Source organism: Nonomuraea sp. NPDC049725 (assembly GCF_040674795.1).
GTDB classification, from domain to species: Bacteria; Actinomycetota; Actinomycetes; order Streptosporangiales; family Streptosporangiaceae; genus Nonomuraea; species Nonomuraea ceibae.
In genome coordinates this window covers 53,226-71,401 of sequence record NZ_JBFANJ010000024.1, presented here as the reverse complement: position 1 = coordinate 71,401, position 18,176 = coordinate 53,226, and the positions used below count along the sequence as shown (strand labels likewise).

Genomic DNA, 18,176 nt, shown 5'->3' with positions numbered 1-18,176 from the left:
CTCAGGGGGCGGCGGCCGTGAGGCGGTTGCTGAACCGGGCGAGCATCCCGCTCTGCGACGTCTCGGAGAACAGCCGCCCGATCACCGGCGGGATCCGCCAGTTGGCCGGGCTGCGCCGGGCCAGGCTGGACACCAGGGAGACGTGCTTGTAGCGGGCCCGTTCGTAGGCGCGCAGCCGTTGCGCCACGTCGCCGCCCTTGGCGAGCTCGCGCCCGAGCACCCAGGCGTCCTCGAACGTCTGGTTGGCGCCCTGCCCGAGGGTCGGCGGCATGAGGTGGGCGGCGTCGCCGACCAGGGTGACGCGGCCCTTGCCCCACTCGCGGCGCACCTTCTGCCAGTGGTGGCCGAAGAAGTCCAGGTCGGACTCGGACGCCTGGGCGAGCACCTCGGGCACCGGCGAGGCCCAGTGGCCGAAGCGCCGCCTCAGCTCGGCGAGCGGCGCGGCGGGGCGCGGGTCGCCGGGCTTCCACCGCACGTCGAACCACCACTGCAGGTTCCCGTCGCCCGCCGGGATGAGCCCGCACGCGCCCTCCCGGCCGGTGATCATGAGGTGCACGTGGGTGCGGGCCAGGTCGATGTCGATCCGGCTGAGCGCCTGCCAGGTGCCGAAGGCGGCCGTCCGGATGGGCACGTCGCCCCACAGCTCGCGCCGGACGACGGAGTGGTGGCCGTCGGCGCCGACGAGCAGGTCACCCGTGGCGGTCGAGCCGTCGTCGAAGACGGCGGTGACCCGGTCGGCGTCCTGGGTGACGCTCCGGCAGCCCGTGCCGAAACGGATCAGGTCGCCGGGCAGCCTCTCGGCCAGGCGTTCGAGCACGACGCGGCGCGAGACCGACTTGTTGGCGAAGCCGTAGCGCGCCTCCGCGTGGGTCATGTCGGAGCGGAGGCGGAGGCGGCCGTCCGACGTCATCGCGTCGATCCGGTCGAACCTCCCGCCCGCGCCGTCGAGGCTGACGCCGAGGTCGTGCAGCACGGCGGCGCCGTTGCTGAAGATGCTCAGCCCCGCGCCGCCGGTCCGCATGGACTCGGCCCGTTCGAAGATCCGCACCCGGTGCCCGGCGGCCAGCAGGCTCCGGGCGACGGCCAGGCCGCCCACACCCGCGCCGATGACAAGAACGTCCATTATCTCTCCAAACCGGAATCTCTCCGATTCAAAGATACATCGATGTGAAGTACATTGGGCCGGGTGACCGACAAGCATCCAGAAGAGGACGTCTTCCGCGAGTTCCTGATCGCGGTCATGCTGCACATCGAGGCCGTCGCCGACCGGCTCGGCGTGCACCACGCGGACGTGGCCGCCCTCATCCTGCTGGAGATGCGCGGCCCCCTCGCGGTCGGGGCGATCGCCGAGGAGCTGGGCCTGCCGTCCGCCTCCACGACCCGGCTCATCGACCGGCTGGAGAAGGCCGGCTACGTGCGGCGGGTGCGCGGCCGCCGCGACCGCCGCACGGTCACCGTGGAGCCGATCGAGGAGGGCATGGCCGCCTACCACGCCACCCGGATCGCCTCCGAGCGGCACCTGGAGAAGATCGCCGCACACTACTCGCCGGAGCAGGTGCCGCTGATGCTGGGCATGCTCGGCGGCGTCGCCCGCGCCTACCGCTCGGCGACCAGGGAGCTGCGCGAGGGCTCCGAACACTCTCCGTAATCAATTCGTCACTCTCTGGTTATCAATCCTTCGCCTTCCCGGGCGTTCCGGCGGCTCCTCACGGACGGTTACCGTCCGGAAGGAGGGGGTGATCGCCATCCACGGAGTCTGGGACGTGGTGGTCGTCGGCGCCGGTCCCGCGGGCGCCACGGCGGCCCGCGTGGCGGCCGAGGCGGGATGCGCGGTGCTGCTGCTGGAACGTGCCACCATCCCGCGCTACAAGACGTGCGGCGGGGGCCTGATCGGCGGCGCCCGGGCGGCGCTGCCCGACGGCCTGCCGGTCCGGGTCCGGGACGTCGCCCGGACGTTCGAGTTCACCTGGGAGGGACGCAGGCGCCGCGCGCTCACCTCCGCCGGGGAGCAGCCGATCCAGATGGTGTTCCGCGACGAGCTGGACGCCGCCCTCACCGTCGCCGCCGCCGACGCGGGCGCCCAGGTCCGCGACGGCACGCCGATCGCCGGGCTGGAGGACGACGGGCTGGTCAGCGTACGGACCTCGCGGGGCGAGACGATCCGCGCCCGGGCCCTGGTCGGCGCGGACGGCAGCGCCGGCCGGATCGCCGGGCACGTCGGGGTGCGCTGTGAGCAGATCGACCTGGCGCTGGAGGCCGAGGTGCCGGTCGGCGACGACGCGGCGGCGCGCTGGCGCGGGCGGATGCTCATCGAGTGGGGGCCGCTGCCGGGCTCGTTCGGCTGGGTGTTCCCCAAGGGCGACATCTGCACCGCCGGCGTGGTGGCCTCCCGCGGCCAGGGCGAGGCCACCCGCGCCTACCTGCGCGACTTCCTCACGCGCCACGGGCTCGCCGAGGCCGAGCCGCTGCACGACACCGGCCACCTGACGCGCTGCCGCCACCCCGATTCGCCGCTCGCCCGGGGCCGCGTCGTCGTGGCCGGTGACGCGGCGGGACTGTGCGACCCCTGGTCACGCGAGGGCATCTCGTTCGCGTTGCGCTCCGGCGCCTGGGCGGGCGAGGCGGCCGCGCTGATCGCCGCCGCGGCCGACGACGCCGCCGTCACCCGGGCCGCCGACGACTACACCCGTACGGTGACCGCCACGCTCGGCGCCGAGATGGCGGCCTCCCGGCAGGTCATGAACCTGTTCATGCGGCGTCCCGGCCTCGTGCACGGCGCCCTGACCAGGGTGCCGCCGGTGTGGCGGATGTTCGACCGCTACGTCAACGGCGAGACGACGATCCCCGCGCTGGTCCGCCATCCGGTGGCCCGCGCGGCCCTGCGGGCGTTCGGCCGCCTGGCCTGAACGCCCGCCGACAGAGAGGACACGCATGTGAGCCCGCCGAACGAGCACCGCCGGCAGGTCCCGGTCGCCATCGTGGGAACCGCGTGCCGCGCGCCGGGCGGCGTGACCGACGCCGCCGGCCTGTGGCGCCTGCTGCTGGACAAGCGCGACGCCGTGGCCGGGTCCGAGCCCGGCCCGCGGTGGGCGGAGCACGAGCGCGTCGTCCCCGCCGACCTGGCCGCCACCGGGATGCTCGGCAACGGCGCGTTCCTCGACGGGATCGAGCTGTTCGACCCCGCGTTCTTCGGCATCCCCGTCAAGGACGCCTCCTCCGTGGACCCGCAGCACCGGCTGCTGATGGAGACCGGGTGGGAGGCGCTGGAGAACGCCGGGATCGCGCCCCGCTCCCTCGGCGGCTCGGCCACCGGCCTGTTCGTCGGCATCTCCAGCACCGACTACGCCAAGCGGTTCACCCTGCACGACGTGGACATCTACCAGGGGATCTCGGCCGTCACGTCGGGGGCGCCGGGGCGGATCTCGTACTTCCTCGACGTCAACGGGCCCTCGCTGGCGGTGGACGCCGCGTGCGCGTCCTCGCTGGTGGCGGTGCACCTGGCGTGCCGGTCGCTGCACGACGGCGAGACCGACCTGGCGCTGGCGGGCGGGGTCACGATCCAGCTGGAGTGGGCGGGCATCATCGGGTTCGCCCGCGCCGGGGCGCTGTCGGCGCGGGGCCGCTGCGCGGCGTTCGACGAGAGCGCCGACGGGTTCGTCCGGGGCGAGGGCTGCGGGATGGTCGTGCTCAAGCGGCTGCCCGACGCCGTGCGCGACGGCGACCGGGTCCTCGCCGTGATCACCGGCACGGCGATCAACCACGCGGGCCGGGTGCGGGGCATCACGCAGCCCTCGCGGGCCGCGCAGCGGGCGGTGCTGGGCACGGCGCTGGGCGTGGCCGGCCTGTCCCCGGGCGACGTGCAGTACGTCGAGGCGCACGGCACCGGCACGCCGGTCGGCGACCCGATCGAGTTCGCCGCGGTCGACGACGTGTACGGGGCGGCCGATCGGCCGTGCGCGCTCGGCTCGCTCAAGACCAACATCGGGCACCCGGAGAGCGCGGCCGGGGTGCTGGGGCTGATCAAGGCGGCGACGGCCGTGCACACCGGGCTGATCCCGGCGAACCTGCACTTCCAGCGGTGGAACCCCGCCGTGCGGGCCGAGGACACCCGGTTCTACGTGCCCACGGAGACGACTCCGTGGGAGGACGCGCCGGGGCCGCGCCGCGCGGCCGTGTCGGCGTTCGGCGTGACCGGCGCCAACGCGCACGTCGTCGTCGAGGAGCCCCCCGCCCGGCGGCCCCGCCGGTCCGCCGCCCCCGCCCGTACGCGCGTCCACCCGGTGTCGGCGGCGACCCCGGGCGGCCTGGCCGCGACCAGCGCCCGCCTCGCCGACCACCTGGAGGCGTCCCCGGAGGACGCCCCGGAGCCGGCGGACGTGGCGCACACGCTCGCGGTGCGGCGCAGCCCGCTGGCCCGGCGGGCCTGCGTGCTCGCCGAGGGCCGGGACGATCTCGTGGCCGGGCTGCGGGCGCTCGCCGAAGGGCGCGACGACGACCGGGTGCTGACGGGAGCGGCCGGGCACACGGGCGACCCGGTCTGGGTGTTCTCGGGGCACGGGTCGCAGTGGGCGGGGATGGCCCGCCCGCTGCTGGACCGCGACCCCGCCTTCACCGAGACGATCGACAGCCTGGACCCGCTGGTCACCGCGCAGGCGGGGTTCTCGCTGCGGCAGCGGCTGGCCTCCGGCGAGTGCGGCGAGCGGATGGACGAGGTGCAGCCGCTGGTGTTCGCCGTGCAGACCGGGCTGGCCGCGATGTGGCGGCGCTGGGGGGTGCGGCCCGCCGCCGTGGTGGGGCACTCCATGGGCGAGGCCGCCGCCGCGGTCGCCGCGGGCATCCTGCCGCCCGAGGACGGCATGCGGATCACGCTGATCAGGTCGGCGATGCTGCAGCGGGTGGCGGGCGGCTGCATGGTCAGCGTGGCGCTGCCCGCCGACCAGGTCGCCGCGGAGATCGAAGGGGTGCCGGGGGTGTCGGTGGCGGTGGTCACCGCGCCGTCCTCGACCGTCGTGGCGGGGCGCGCCGACGCGACCCGGGACCTCATGCGCCGCTGGCAGGAGCGCGGCGTGTTCTGCCGGCGGATCGCCGTGGTCGTGGCGGCGCACTCGCCGCAGGTGGAGCCGATCCTCGACGATCTCGCGGCGGAGGTGTCCTGGCTGGCGGGGGCGGCCCCGGAGGTGCCGTTCTACTCCACGAGCGAGGACCCGCGCCGTACTGTCGTCTTCGACGCCGCCTACTGGACCGCGAACCTCCGCAATCCCGTACGTTTCGATCTGGCGTGCCAGGCGCTGATCGAGGACGGGCGGCGGCTGTTCCTGGAGGTGTCGCCGCACCCGCTGCTGACGCAGGCGGTGGAGGAGACCGCCGCCGCGATGGGCGCGCCGGTGACCACCGTGGCGTCCCTGGAACGCGACCTCGACGGGCGGGCGGCGATGTGCCGGGCGGCGGCGGCCCTGCACCTGGCCGGGGCCCCGGTGGACCTGGACGCCGTCAACGGCGGCGGCGCGCCGGTCGTGCTGCCGCCCACCGCGTTCGACCGGGCGCGCTTCTGGGAGCCGGCCGGCGGCGGCCGAGCGGCCTCCGGCCACATGTGGCTGGGCGGGCGGGTGGCGGTGCACGACCCCGACGCCGGCGACCGCACCCGGCACGTGTGGGAGGCCGACCTGGGCACGGACCGGGTCGGCTGGCTCGGTGAGCACACGCTGCACGGCAGCCCGGTGGTGCCCGGGGCGGCGTACGTCGAGCTGGTCCTGTCGGCCGCCGGTGAGCTGCTGGAGTGCCCGACCGGGCGGATGCGCGTGAGCGAGGTGCGGTTCGAGCGCCTGCTGCCGCTCGGGGCGAGCGTGCCGGTCCACGTCAGCGCGACGGTCTCGGGCGAGCGGGCGCACGTGGAGATCTCCCGGCGGCACGGCGGCACGTGGGAGCTCGTCGCGTCGGCGTCCGTCGTCCGTTCCGGACCGCCCGGCGACCGGCCGCCGCTCGTGCCCCCCGTGGTGGCCGAGGACGAGCCGGAGGCCCTGTACGAGGCGCTCTCCCGCATGGGGCTGGGGTCGGGGGCCGCCTTCCGCTCGATCGCGGCCGTCACCCCGGACGGCGTGACCCGGCTGCGGGTGCCCGGTGAGGCCGTCATCCGCGCCGGAGCGCCCCGCGTGCACCCGGTGCTGCTCGACGGCTGCATCCTGTCGGCGGCCGTCGGCCTGGTGGAGGACGACGAGAGCGCGGCGGGCCCCGGCCGGCCGTGGCTGCCCGACCGCATTGCGGCGATCGTCCTGCCGGACGAGCCGGGCCTGATCACCTGGGTCCGGGCCGAGGTGCGGGCGGACGGCGACACGGCGACGGGCCGCGCCGACCTGTACGCCGAGGACGGCCGCTGGGTGGGCGCGCTGGAGGGCCTGCACTTCGTCCGGGCCTCCGGCGGCTCGCGGGCCCGCACGCTCGACGGGAAGCTCGTCGAGCTCGCCTGGCGCCCGGCCGACCCGCCCGGCGCGAGGGAGGCGTCCACGGGACGGTGGGCGGTGATCGGCGAGCCCGGCGACCCGGACCGCACCGCGGAACGCCTGGCCGAGGCCCTGTCGCGCGGACGCCCCGAAACGGTGAGCGTGCACACGGCGGGCGAGGACGTCGATCCGGCCGCGCGGGCCGTCGTCTGGTGCGCCACCGGGCGGCTCGACGGGCTGGACAGGCTGGCCGAGGTCACCGCGCTGCTCGGCGCGCTCGCGCGGACCGGCAGCCCGCCGCGCCTGTGGCTGGTGAGCCGCCTGGCCCGCCCGGTGCTCGACGGCGACCCGGTCGACCCCGACGTGTGCGCGCTGCGCGGCCTGCTGCGCGTCGCCTCCTTCGAGCAGCCGGACGCCGCCGTGAGCTGGGTGGACACCGATGACACCGCCGATGACGCCACCGGCGGCACCTCCGATGACACCGCCGGCGGCGGCCTCGGCGGCCTCGCCGCCGTAGCGGCCGAGGTGCTGGCCGGCGGCGACGAGACCGAGGTCGCCTGGCGTTCCGGTCAGCGGTACGTGGCACGGCTCGTGCCCGCCCCGCTGGGCGCGCGGCCCGCGCCGCCCTCGCGCACCGCCGAGGCGGTCGCCGGGCGGGAGGAGTACGTGCTGCGCGCCGATCCGGAGCGTGGCCTCGACGGCGTGCGGCTGGTGGCGACCGGGAAGCCGCCCGCCTCGCCGGGGCCCGGCCAGGTGCTCCTGCGGGTGCAGGCGGCGACCGTGCACTTCCGCGACGTCATGATCGCCCTGGGCGTCTACCCGACCGAGGACGGCAGCACGCCGGAGCTCGGCTCCGACGCCACCGGCGTGGTGGTGGCCGTCGGCGAGGGCGTCGAGGACCTGCGGCCAGGCGACCGGATCTCGGCGCTGACGCCGCACGGGACCGGCTCGCTCGGCTCGCACTGCCTCGTCCACGCGGACCTGGCCGTGCGCCTGCCGGCCGACGCCGATCCGGTCACGTTCGCCCCGGTGGCGGCCACGTACGGCACGGTGTGGCACTGCCTGGCCGACGTGGCGCGGCTCGCGCGCGGGGAGACGGTGCTCGTGCACTCGGCGGCGGGCGGCACCGGGCAGGCCGCGGTCGCGGTGGCGCGGCTGCTCGGGGCCGAGGTCATCGCCACCGCCGGCACCGAGGAGAAGCGCCGCCACCTGCGGCGGCAGGGCGTCGAGCACGTCTTCGACTCCCGCGGCCTCGGGTTCGCCGGCGAGGTGCTGCGCGTCACCGGCGGGCGCGGCGTCGACGTGGTGCTCAACTCGCTCAGCGGCGACGCCATGCGCGCGTCGCTGACGCTGCTCGCGCCCGGCGGGCGATTCGTCGAGATCGGCAAGCGCGACCTGCACGAGGGCGCCCGCGTCGACCTGAGGACGTTCCGCCGGGGCAACACGTACGCGGCCGTCGACGTCGCGCTGGCCGCGGTCGAGCGGCCGGCGGCCATCCGGGACCCGGCGGTCAAGGCGATCGCCGAGATCGCCGCCGGGCGGCTGCCGCTGCCGCAGATCACGGCGTTCCCGCTGGCCGAGGCGGCTGCCGCGATGAAGCGGCTGGCCTCCGGCGACCACATCGGCCGGATCGTGCTCACCTTCCCCGAGCCCGGGCGGCGCGTGCGGGTCGTGGCGCCCGAGCGGGACGACGTGGTGCGGCGCGGCGGCGCGTACGTCGTCACCGGCGGCACCAGGGGGCTGGGGCTGGAGGCGGCGCGCTGGCTGGCGGAGGCGGGGGCCGGCCGGGTCGTCCTCGGCGGGCGGGGCGAGCTCGGCGAGCGCGAGCGCGCGACGGTGGCGGCGGTCCGCGCGGCCGGGTGCGAGGTGGAGGTGGTGCGGGGCGACATCGCCGACCCCGCCACCGCGCGCCGCCTGGTCGCCGCCGCGGGCGAGCGCCTGCGCGGCGTCCTGCACACGGCCGTGGTCCTCGACGACGCGCCGCTGACCTCGCTCACCCCCGAGCGGCTGGAACGCGTGTGGCACCCCAAGGTGACCGGCGTGAAGAACCTGCACGAGGCCACGGCCGGCGCCGCGCTCGACTGGTTCGTCATCTTCTCGTCCATGGCGGCCATGCTCGGCAACCCGGGACAGGCGAGCTACGCGGCGGCCGGGGCGTGGGTGGACGCCTTCGCCCACTGGCGTCACCGGCGCGGGCTGCCCGCGCTCTCGGTCGACTGGGGCGCGTGGGGCGAGGCCGGACGGGCGACGGACCTGGCCGGGAGGGGGTTCGCGACGATCGGCACCGAGGAGGGGTTCGCCGCGCTGGGCGAGCTGCTGCGCCACGGCCGGGTCAACACCGGGATGTTCACCTACCAGCCGGAGCTGATGTTCCGGCTCTTCCCCGCCGCCGGTCAGGCCCCGCTCCTGGCCGAACTGGGCGCCGGGCGGGAGGCCGCGGAGCCGGGCGTGGACGCCGAGTCCGTCCTGGCGCACCCGCCCGGGCCCGCCAGGACGCAGCTCGTCCAGGACGTGGTGGTCCGCGTCCTGGCCGCGCTGCTGGGCACGCAGGCCCCGGCCGTGCCCGCGCACGCGATGTTCACCGACCTCGGGCTCGACTCCCTGCTCGCGGTCGCGCTGGCGCACCGGCTGGCCAAGGCGCTCGGCATCACGCTCACGCCCGCCGCCGTCTGGGCGCACCCGTCGGCCGCCCGGCTGGCCGCGCACCTGGACGGGCTGCTCGCCGGGGGGCGGTGAGCCGGTCAGCCGCCCGTGGCGGCCGTGGCGGCCGTGGCCAGCAGCCAGTCGCGGTCACCGGCCAGCGGGGCGAACGCGCGGACGCCGGGCAGGGTGGCGCGCACGCAGCGGGTGACCGCGTCCCCGGCGCTCAGCTCGACGTACCGCAGGCCGGGGCCGAGACGCCGCAGCGTCTCGGGGAGCCGCACCGGCTGCGTCACGCAGCCGGCCAGCGCCCGGCGCAGGTCCTCGCCGTCGTCGTACGCGCGCCCGTGGACCGGCGAGTGGACCGGCACCCGCAGCGGACGCTGCCGCAGCGGGCGCAGCCCCCGCAGGAAACGCCCGGCAACCGCGCCCAGCGCGGGATGGTGCGAAGCGTAGGGGACGGCGAGCCGGGTCATCGGCGTCCCGCCGAACGCCAGCAGCGCCTCGACCGCCTCGACGGGGCCGCTCACGATCGTCTGGTCCGGCGCGTTGACGCAGGCGAGCCGCAGCTCGGGCAGGCCGGCGCGGGCGAGCAGCCGCAGGCACGCCTCCTCACCGAGCTCCGGCAGCAGGACCATCGCCCCGCGCCCCTCCACCTGCCGGAACGCCGCGTTGAGCGCGCGCACCGCGCGGGCGCCGTCGGCGACGTCGAACGCGCCCGCGCAGACGAGCGCCGCGATCTCGCCGAAGCTCTGCCCGACGATCGCGTACGGGGTCAGCCGCGCCGACAGCGCCCGGCCCACGACGACCGACACCGCGTACCCGGCCAGCTGCGGCACCCCCGGCTCCATCCGCACGGACCGCGACCGGTCGAGCAGCACCCGGCGCAGCCCCGCCCCGGTGTCCGGGATCACCGCCTCGATCTCGTCCAGCACCTGGTCACAGGCCGCGCGGACGGCGGGCGAGGCGTCGTGGACGTCCGCCAGCGCGCCGCGCGGGTCGCCGCCCTGGCCGGGGACCAGGAACACCGGCCCCGCCTGCGCCGCCCGCGTCAACGCGACCCCGATCCGTCGGCGGACCAGGTCAGCACGCCGCTCCCCCAGGTCAGCCCCGCGCCGAACGCGACGACGAGCACCCGGTCACCCGGGCTCAGCCTGCCCTGCCGGTGCGCGTCGGCCAGGGCGTAGGGCAGCGATCCGGCGCCGATGTTGCCCACCCGGTCGGCGACGATCACCAGCCGGGCGGGGTCGAACCCGGCCTCGGCGCACGCCTGCCGGAGCAGCACCGGGTTGGGCTGGTGGGTGACGACCAGCGCGATGTCGTCCCTGGTCAGGCCCGACCTCCGCAGCGCCTCGGCGGCGGCCAGCGGGAAGATCTCCAGGATGAACTTGCGCACCGCCCGGCCGTCCATGTGGATCAGGTGCAGGCCCCGCTCCAGCGTCTCGTGGCAGGCCGGGAACCGGCTGCCGCCGCCGGGGATCAGCACGTCGCCGGCGCGGGTGCCGTCGGACCCGAGCGTGATCGGGCCGAACCCGTGGCCGCCGGGCACCCGGCCGAGGATCGCCGCTCCGGCCCCGTCCGCGAACAGCACCCCCGTCGCGCGGTCGCCGGTGTCGAGGAAGCGCGAGTACGTCTCCACGCCGACGACGGCGGCGTGGCGTCCCCTCGGCTCGGCGCGCAGCCAGTCGCAGGCGACCCGGGCGCCGAACAGCCAGCCCGCGCACGCCGCCGAGACGTCGAACGCGACAGCGTTCTCCGCGCCGAGCGCCGCCTGGACCCGGCAGGCGGTCGACGGGCCGAGCTCGTCCGGCGTGGACGTCGCCAGGATCAGCAGGTCCAGGTCGCCCGGCTCCAGCCCGGCGTCGCGCAGCGCCGCCCGCACCGCGTGCGCGGCCAGGTCCGAGCTCGCCTGGCCGGGGGCGGCGACGTGCCGCCGGAGCACGCCGGTCCGCTCGGCGATCCACTCCGGCGGCACGCCCGCCCGTTCGGCGACCTCCTCGTTGGTGCGCACCGCGTCGGGGACGTAGGCGCCGGTGCCGAGCACGCCGATTCCCGGTTGGGAGACCAAGCCGTTCACCTCTCTCATACGCGCCTCCGGGGGAGGCAAGGGCTTCAGGGGGCTGGGTGGCGCCCCGCGGAGGCAGGGCCTTCAGGGGGCTGGGGCGCCTCCGGGGGAGGCGGGGGCCTCAGGGGACTCTCGGGGGGGCCGGGGCTTTCTGAGGGGGTCAGGGCATGTCGATGCGGCCGAGGGCGAGGAGGTCGATCAGGGCGGGGCCGCCGTTGTAGGCGGTCATGCCGCCGTCGATCGTCAGGATCGTCCCGGTCACCATCGAGGCGGCGTCGCCGGCCAGGTAGAGGGCGCCGTCGCCGATCTCCTCCGGGGTGGCCCAGCGGCGGGCGGGCACGGCGCGCATCAGCGCCTCGGACGCCTGCCGGTCGCCGTGGAAGGACGCGGTCAGGTCGGTCGCCACCCAGCCCGGCTGGATCGCGTTCACCCGCACGCCGGAGGCCGCCCATTCGGCGGCGAGCGTGCGCGTGAGGGAGTTCACGGCGGCCTTGACCGCCCCGTAGTGGGACAGCATCGGGCAGCCGCGCTCCCCCGCGACGGAGGAGACGTTGACGACGGAGCCGCTGCCGCGCGCCGTGGCGTGCCTCCCGAACAGCCGCAGGAACCGGGCGACCGCCGTGAGGTCGACGGCGAGCACGTGCTGCCAGTCCTCGTCGGTGAGGTCCAGGAACGGTCCCGCGCCGCCGACGGAGCCGGCGTTGTTGACGAGGATGTCCAGGTGGCCGAAGCCGTCGACGGCCCGGGCGAAGGCGGCGTCGATCGCGCTGACGGAGCTCGCGTCGCAGGGCAGGGTGAGGGTTCTGACGCCGTGCTTGCCGGCCAGGGCGGCGACGTCCTCCAGCGCGCTCGCGCCGCGGGCGAGCAGGGCGACGTCGGCGCCCGCCTGGGCGAAGCGGAGCGCGATCGCCCGGCCGATGCCGCGCGAGGCGCCGGTGATCAGCGCTGACTTGCCGGTGAGGTCCATGCGGTGCTCCAAAGGGGAGGTTCGTGCAGTTCGGGCAGTTCGAAGGCGTCGACCAGCTCGGAGGTCAGCGGCATCAGCTCGGCGCGCAGCTCGTCGCGGGCCGCCCTGATCCGGGACATGAGCGGGGGCGTGGCGATGCCCTCGTCCAGGAGGAGACCGGCCCGGCGGTCCGCCCAGTCGAGGGCGTACCAGCTCAGCAGCGGCCGCAGGCGCGGCGGGCCGTCCTGGAGGATCTCCAGGACGGCGCGGTCGGCCAGCGCGGTCGCGGTCCTCGCGGCCTGCGGGAGGTGCGGGTCCCAGCCGCCGGAGGGGCCGGGTGCGCCGACGCGGGCGGCGAGGTCGTCCAGGAGGCGGGTCTCCAGGGCGCGGGCGGCGTCGAGGCAGCCGCCGAGCGACAGGTCGAGGGCGCCCGGGGCGGGCTCGGCGGGCTCGGGGGGCTCGTAGCGGTCGCGTTCGACCATGGCGCGCGCGACGTCGAAGAGGATGAGCTGGTTGTCCCCTCCGGCGCTGATGTAGCCGTGCGCGAGTCCCCGGTAGCCGTTGAGCCTGCCGGAGGCGACGAAGCCGGGCGCGCCGCAGTGGGTGCGGCACAGGCCGGCCGTCTCCTCGGCCAGCGCGGTGACGGCGGCCTTGAGCAGCGGCAGCATCAGGTCGACGGACGCCCACGGGGCCCAGGTCGGGGCGGACTCGGCGCCGCCTTCCGTCCAGGTCACGCCGGTCTTGACGCGGTTGGCGACGGCGGTCAGCGCGTACGCCCTGGACAGCGCGGTGAGCACGGCCTCCTGCTGGTTGCGGTGCTCGATGAGCGGGCGGCCGCGGGCCAGCCGCCCCTGCGTGGGGCGGCCGGCGGAGTGCCGGGTCAGCACGGCGGCGCCGGCGCGGGTGACGGCCGCGCTCGCCGCGATGACGCCACGCCACACGTACGGGGCCGCGCACATCGACAGGGCGGGCCGGGTCGCCGCCAGGGGGTCGTGGACGACGCCGGCGTCGGTGACGCGCGCGCCCGCCGCCAGCCACGATCCGGCGGGCAGCCGGACCCGGTCGAAGCGCACGGCCGCCCAGTCCAGGGGCAGCGCGTGGTTGTCGGCGGCGGGCAGCACCGTGACGCCGTCCGGCACGGAGCCGTCGCCGAGCGGCACCAGGAAGAGGAAGACGCCCCGGTCGCCGCCGTCGTCGACCAGGCGGGCGTACACGGTGAGGAGCTTGGGGACGGCCGGGTGGCCCGCCGTGGTGGGGAACTTCACGGCCGCCGGGTCGGGGGTGGTCAGGACGAAGGAGCCGTCGCGGGCGTCGAGGCGGGCGACGGTGGCGGGCATGAGGTGGCTGTTGCTGCGCCCGGCCTCGGTCATGGCGACGACGCCGAAGCGTTCCATTCCTTCGAGCTGCCGCCGTACGGGCTCGGTGCGCTCGTCGCCGAAGCGCAGGATCGGCACCAGCGTCAGCGTGTAGTGCAGCAGCATGACGTGGAAGAGCGCCGGGTCGGCGACGGCGGCCCGTTCCAGCAGCGCGCACAGGGCCCGCGGGTCCTCCAGGAGCTCCCGGGCGGGCGGCGCGGCGGTGCCGGCGTGCCGGAACCGCTCGTAGGTGAGGGCGTGGCGGTCCGGCGGCGGCAGGGCGCGCGGGTAGCCGAAGAAGGCGGCGGGTATCGCCTCGCGCAGCCGCGCGTGCGGCTCGTCCGGCAGGCCGCCCCGCACGAACGTGATCAGATCCACGGTGACTCCTCCGGGGGTTCGTCAGTACGGGGTCGCCCATCAGGGCTCGGTGACGGCGCGGTGACGGCGTCGTGCAGGACGCCCACGTGGCGGCTCCACAGCTCGGCGAGCCGGTCGCAGCCCGGCACGGCGGTGTCGAACAGGAGCGACGGCATGATCCCGTCCCGGTACTGGAAGAGCACGATCATCAGCGGCTGGGTGGGCAGCAGCGGCGGGATGCCCCAGACGTCCCGGATGGGCAGGTCGCCGAGGCGGAGCGGGCCCATCCGCACGGTCGTGATGAACATGGCGGTGTAGCGCGGGTCGAACAGCCTCGCCAGGAGCGGGCGTACCGCCGCGTAGGGCAGGCGGGGCAGGAGCGCGCGGTGCAGCTCGCGGTGGCGTTGCAGGCGTTCCATGTTCGTCTGGGCGACGATCCGGTCGAGCTGCTCGACCGGCGAGGGCCGGTGGCAGGGCAGGTGGATGTGCAGGCCGGTGACCTGGTTGCCGAGGCATCCGCTGCCGCGTCCGGCGCGCAGGCTGAGCGGCACGGCGACGGGCAGGCCGCGGCGGCGGCCCGGGCCGACCGGCGCGGCCCATTCGGCGGGCGCCCAGTCGCGCAGCGCCCCGGTCAGCGCCGCCAGGCACACCTGGTTGCGGGTCGCCCCGGTCACCTTGGCGGTGGCGTTGAGCGCGTCCTGGTCGAAGCGGAAGGTCAGCATCTCGCGCCGGCCGGTGAACGGGCCGCGCAACTGCTCCAGGACCGGCACGCGCCGCAGGGGCACCGCGAGGTCCGACGGGGCGGGCCAGCGGCGGGGGCGGATCGCGGTGAAGTACTCGTCGGCCCGCGGCACGGGCAGGGCGCCGCCGCCGAACAGCGCGTGCACGGTCGCGCTGATCGACATCCCGTCCTGGAAGGCGTGGTCGGCGGCGTAGCACAGCGTGTACTGCTCCTCCTCCCCCGCCTCGGGGTAGCCGTGGATGAGCGCCAGCCGCCAGGGCGGCCGGTCGGCGGGGAACGGCTGGGCCATCAGCTCCAGGGCCTGTGCCGCCACGTCGGCCCCGGGCGGCAGTCGGCACTCCACCACGTGGTCGCCGGGTGTGAAGCCGTCGCACACGGTCCAGGCGCGCTTCTCGCGGTTCACGCGGTAGCTCAGCACGGGGACGCGCCGGGCCTGGGCGGCCACCAGGCGGCGGAGGTCGCCGACGCCGGGCGGAGTGCCGGGGATGCGGACGATCCCGCCGATGTACATGGTCGTCTCGTCGGTGACCTGCCCGCCGAGACCGGAGACGAAGAACCGGTCGACGGGGCCCATCGGCACCTCGCGGTCCTCGTTCCTGACAGAAATGGTGCTCACGTCTTTACGCGCCCCTTCCGTGTCCGCGTGAAATCGACTCGCTAGGTGCACGCGAATTCTTCGTCACCGGCCTGCCTGCCTTTTCCGAGATGTCGGTTGACATAGTCGAGGACGAGTTCCGGGGTGCCCAGGTCCCGGTACACGTCCTCGGGGGCGGGCACGTCGTATTCGTCGACGAGACGTTCGGCCAGCTCGACCAGCGCCAGGGAGTCGAGGCCCAGGTCAGCGAAGGCGACACCCGCCTGTTCCGGCGAGATCAGGACGTCCGAGTCCTCCCCGACGATTCGGTTGAGCTGGTCCAGCGTGAATTCCTCGGTCATGGCCGCAGTTTATGATCCGCGACCTGGCCCGGCCATTCTGCCGAAAGTCCCGGTGTCTTTGTTCCTGTCGCTTTTCCGGGCCCGGCGGGGAGAATTAATTGTCGCCGCAAAAGGCGTGCGGCCCGCTTCCGCCGAAATCCGGAGGGCACGTTTGAGCACCCACAGTCGCTTCCCTTCACGGCCGATGACGGCGAGGCGGCCGGGGGTGCCGCCCCGGGCGGGGGCGCTGGCCGCCTACGCCCGCTGGTGCGTGAGACACCGGGGCCGCATGCTGTCGTTCGCCCTGCTGCTCGCCGTCGTCCTCGGGCTGGCCTCCATGAAACTCGACGACCGGCTGTCCAACGGCGGCTACACCGTCCGCGGCACCCAGGCGGCGCGGGCCGAGGCGGTGATGGCGCGGCGCTTCCCGGTGAAGCCGGCCGACCTCGTGCTGCGGGTGAGCGCGAAGGAGGACGTCGACGCCCCGGCCGTCGCCCGGTCCGCCACGCGGCTCGACCGCTGGCTCGCCGACCGGCCCGGCGTCGCGGGGGTGCAGTCGTACTGGACGGCCCGCGATCCGGCGCTGCGCGCCCGCGACGGCCGGTCGGCGCTGATGCGGGTGGATCTGTCCGGGGACGACGCGCGGGCCGCCCGCACGGCCGAGCGGATCGTCCCCGCGCTGGCCGAGCGGGCGGGATCGCTCACCGTGGAGGCGACCGGGCCGACGTGGGCGTCGGTGCAGTTCCTGCGGCTGGCCAAGGACGACCTGCACCGGGCCGAGCTGGTCACCGTGCCGCTGCTCCTGCTCATCCTGCTGCTGGCGTTCCGGTCGGTGCACGCGGCGCTGCTGCCGCTGGCGATCGGCGGCCTCACGATCGTGGCCACGCTGTCGGCGCTGGTGCTGCTCAGCGAGTTCACGCCCGTCTCGGTGTTCGCGCCCAACCTCACCACGGCGCTCGGGCTCGGGCTCGCCATCGACTACAGCCTGTTCATCACCACCCGCTACCGGGAGGAGCTGGCCCGCGGGTGCACGGTGGGGCAGGCGGTCGAGCGGGCGATGGCGAGCGCCGGGCACACGGTGCTGTTCTCGGCCCTCACGGTGGCGCTGGCCACGGCCAACCTCCTGGTGCTGCCCCTGGGCGTGCTGCGGTCGCTCGCGATGACGACGATCGTCGTGGTGCTCATGGCGGCGGCCGCGACGATGCTGATCCTGCCGGCGCTGCTGGCCGTGGTCGGCGAGCGCATCACCGCGGGCGACCCGATCGCGTGGCTGCGACGCGCGCGGCGGGCCAGGGCGCGCAACGGCCGGCGGCGGCCGGTCCTGGGCTTCGGGCAGGGGGCCGAGCGGTGCGCCCACTGCGGGGAGGCGCTGCGCGGGGTGGCGTTCCGGCGCTCGCGGCACCGGTGCGCGGTGCCGGAGAGCGCGGCCTGGCGGCGCGTGGCCGCGCTGTCGACGCGGCGGCCGGTGCTGGTCGGCGGGGCGTGCGCGCTGGTGCTGCTGCTGATGGCGGCCCCGTTCCTGTGGGTGCGCTTCGGGATCGCCGACGAGCGGGTGCTGCCCGCCGGCACCGAGTCCCACCGGACGGCGCGCGGCATCCACCAGGACTTCGCCCAGCCGTTCGACCGTGATCTGCACGTGGTCCTGCCGTACCTGGACAGCTCGCGGCCCGCCGGGTGCCGCCGGCTGGAGACGTACGCGCGCAGGCTGGCGGCGCTGCCGGACGTGACCGCCGTGCGGACGGCCACGGGCGTCCACCACCGAGGCGACGCGCCGAAGAAGTCCCCCTGCCCACCCGCGGCCGAGCCGGCGGCCGAGGAGAAGGCCGGGAAGACGGAGGCCGGGAAGACGGAGGCCGGGAAGGCGCTCGCCGGGGCTTACCACGGCAGCGCGGCGACGCTGGTCAGCGTGTCGAGCCCGCACGACGCCCAGTCGGCGGACGCCCGCGAGCTGCTCGACCGGGTCCGCGACGTGCGCTCGCCGGGCAGGCGGCTCGTCGCCGGGCCGACGCCGCAGGCCGTCGACACGCTGCGGGCGCTGGGCGACCGGCTGCCGCTGGCGGGCGGCCTCATCGCGGCCACGGTGCTGATGCTGCTGTTCCTGTTCACCGGCGGCGTGCTGGTGTCGGTCAAGGCGGTCGCCGTGGGCGCGCTGAGCCTGACGGCCAGTTGCGGCGCCCTGGTCGCGATCTTCCAGGACGGCCACCTGCGCGGGCTGCTCGGCGACTTCACGATGACGCACCAGGTGGAGGTGGTGTCCATCCTGCTCACGGTCACGGTGGCGTTCGGGCTGTCGGTGGACTACGAGGTGTTCCTGCTCTCGCGCATCCGGGAGCACCATCTGGCGACCGGCGACCACACGGCGGCGGTGGTCAGGGGCATCGCGGGGACCGGGCGGCTGGTGAGCGTCGCGGCGCTCGCGGTGGCGGTGTCGACGGGCGTGCTCGCGTTCTCCACGAACACGGTGCTGAAGATCATCGGGGTCGGCCTGGCGCTCAGCGTGCTGGTGGACGCGACGCTGGTGCGCGGCCTGCTGGTGCCCGCGTTCATGCGGCTCACGGGAACGGCCAACTGGTGGGCCCCCGCACCGCTGGCCCGGCTGCACGCGCGCTTCGGCGTCTCGGAGTCCGGCCCGCCGGCGGGGCCGCCGCCCCGGCCCACGGCGGTCCGGCGGGTGCTGGCCGCGCTGATGCCACCCCGGCTTTGACGTACGGTTACCATT

Annotated in this window: 11 protein-coding genes; 4 read left to right on the top strand and 7 right to left on the bottom strand. The window is 75.9% G+C overall.

What is annotated here, in order from left to right; translation table 11 throughout:
• Position 1 precedes the first annotated feature (1 nt).
• Positions 2–1,123, bottom strand: coding sequence for an FAD-dependent monooxygenase (locus AB0J53_RS40710; protein WP_364182582.1), 1,122 nt, complete (start codon positions 1,121–1,123; stop codon positions 2–4).
• Positions 1,124–1,186: 63 nt separating this feature from the next.
• On the opposite strand from AB0J53_RS40710, the gene AB0J53_RS40705 reads away from it, so the two are divergent.
• The 3 genes from AB0J53_RS40705 (at position 1,187) to AB0J53_RS40695 (ending at position 9,173) form a co-directional block, all read left to right on the top strand.
• On the top strand, positions 1,187–1,648 hold the full coding sequence (locus tag AB0J53_RS40705; protein ID WP_364182579.1) for a MarR family transcriptional regulator: 462 nt from the start codon (positions 1,187–1,189) through the stop codon (positions 1,646–1,648).
• 88 nt (positions 1,649–1,736) lie between these two features.
• Positions 1,737–2,906 carry a geranylgeranyl reductase family protein gene (locus AB0J53_RS40700; RefSeq protein ID WP_364182577.1) on the top strand — a complete coding sequence of 390 codons (1,170 nt, stop codon included), beginning with the start codon at positions 1,737–1,739 and terminating at the stop codon, positions 2,904–2,906.
• Between the two features lie 27 nt (positions 2,907–2,933).
• Positions 2,934–9,173, top strand: a complete 6,240-nt coding sequence (locus tag AB0J53_RS40695; protein WP_364182574.1) for a type I polyketide synthase — start codon at positions 2,934–2,936, stop codon at positions 9,171–9,173.
• A gap of 5 nt (positions 9,174–9,178) precedes the next feature.
• Here the strand turns inward: AB0J53_RS40695 and AB0J53_RS40690 are convergent, their stop codons facing one another.
• The 6 genes from AB0J53_RS40690 to AB0J53_RS40665 all read right to left on the bottom strand — a co-directional run bounded on the left by AB0J53_RS40690 (position 9,179) and on the right by AB0J53_RS40665 (position 15,478).
• On the bottom strand, positions 9,179–10,132 hold the full coding sequence (locus tag AB0J53_RS40690) for an acyltransferase domain-containing protein (protein ID WP_364182571.1): 954 nt from the start codon (positions 10,130–10,132) through the stop codon (positions 9,179–9,181).
• A complete protein-coding gene (locus AB0J53_RS40685) occupies positions 10,129–11,145 on the bottom strand; it encodes a ketoacyl-ACP synthase III (protein WP_364182568.1) in 1,017 nt (338 codons plus the stop codon). The genes AB0J53_RS40690 and AB0J53_RS40685 overlap by 4 nt, the downstream gene beginning before the upstream one ends.
• Before the next feature lie 157 nt (positions 11,146–11,302).
• Positions 11,303–12,109, bottom strand: a complete 807-nt coding sequence (locus AB0J53_RS40680; RefSeq protein ID WP_219513247.1) for a glucose 1-dehydrogenase — start codon at positions 12,107–12,109, stop codon at positions 11,303–11,305.
• The gene (locus tag AB0J53_RS40675; protein WP_364182564.1) at positions 12,082–13,821 is read right to left on the bottom strand and encodes a hypothetical protein; all 1,740 of its coding nucleotides are present in this window, start codon (positions 13,819–13,821) and stop codon (positions 12,082–12,084) included. The genes AB0J53_RS40680 and AB0J53_RS40675 overlap by 28 nt, the downstream gene beginning before the upstream one ends.
• Positions 13,812–15,158: a wax ester/triacylglycerol synthase domain-containing protein gene (locus AB0J53_RS40670; RefSeq protein ID WP_364182561.1), complete on the bottom strand. Its 1,347-nt coding sequence runs from the start codon at positions 15,156–15,158 to the stop codon at positions 13,812–13,814. Before AB0J53_RS40670 ends, AB0J53_RS40675 begins: the two co-directional genes overlap by 10 nt.
• Before the next feature lie 41 nt (positions 15,159–15,199).
• Entirely contained in the window at positions 15,200–15,478 is a 279-nt protein-coding gene (locus AB0J53_RS40665) for an acyl carrier protein (RefSeq protein WP_364182558.1), read from the bottom strand.
• A 184-nt stretch (positions 15,479–15,662) separates the two neighbouring features.
• Between AB0J53_RS40665 and AB0J53_RS40660 the strand changes: the two genes are divergently transcribed.
• On the top strand, positions 15,663–18,161 hold the full coding sequence (locus AB0J53_RS40660; protein ID WP_364182555.1) for an MMPL family transporter: 2,499 nt from the start codon (positions 15,663–15,665) through the stop codon (positions 18,159–18,161).
• Positions 18,162–18,176 lie beyond the last annotated feature (15 nt).

Coding starts and splice junctions, on each gene's coding strand:
- AB0J53_RS40710 (WP_364182582.1), bottom strand. CDS start 1,123: ATGGACGTTCTTGTCATCGGCGCGGGTGTGGGCGGCCTGGCCGTCGCC.
- AB0J53_RS40665 (WP_364182558.1), bottom strand. CDS start 15,478: ATGACCGAGGAATTCACGCTGGACCAGCTCAACCGAATCGTCGGGGAG.
- AB0J53_RS40660 (WP_364182555.1), top strand. CDS start 15,663: ATGACGGCGAGGCGGCCGGGGGTGCCGCCCCGGGCGGGGGCGCTGGCC.
- AB0J53_RS40680 (WP_219513247.1), bottom strand. CDS start 12,109: ATGGACCTCACCGGCAAGTCAGCGCTGATCACCGGCGCCTCGCGCGGC.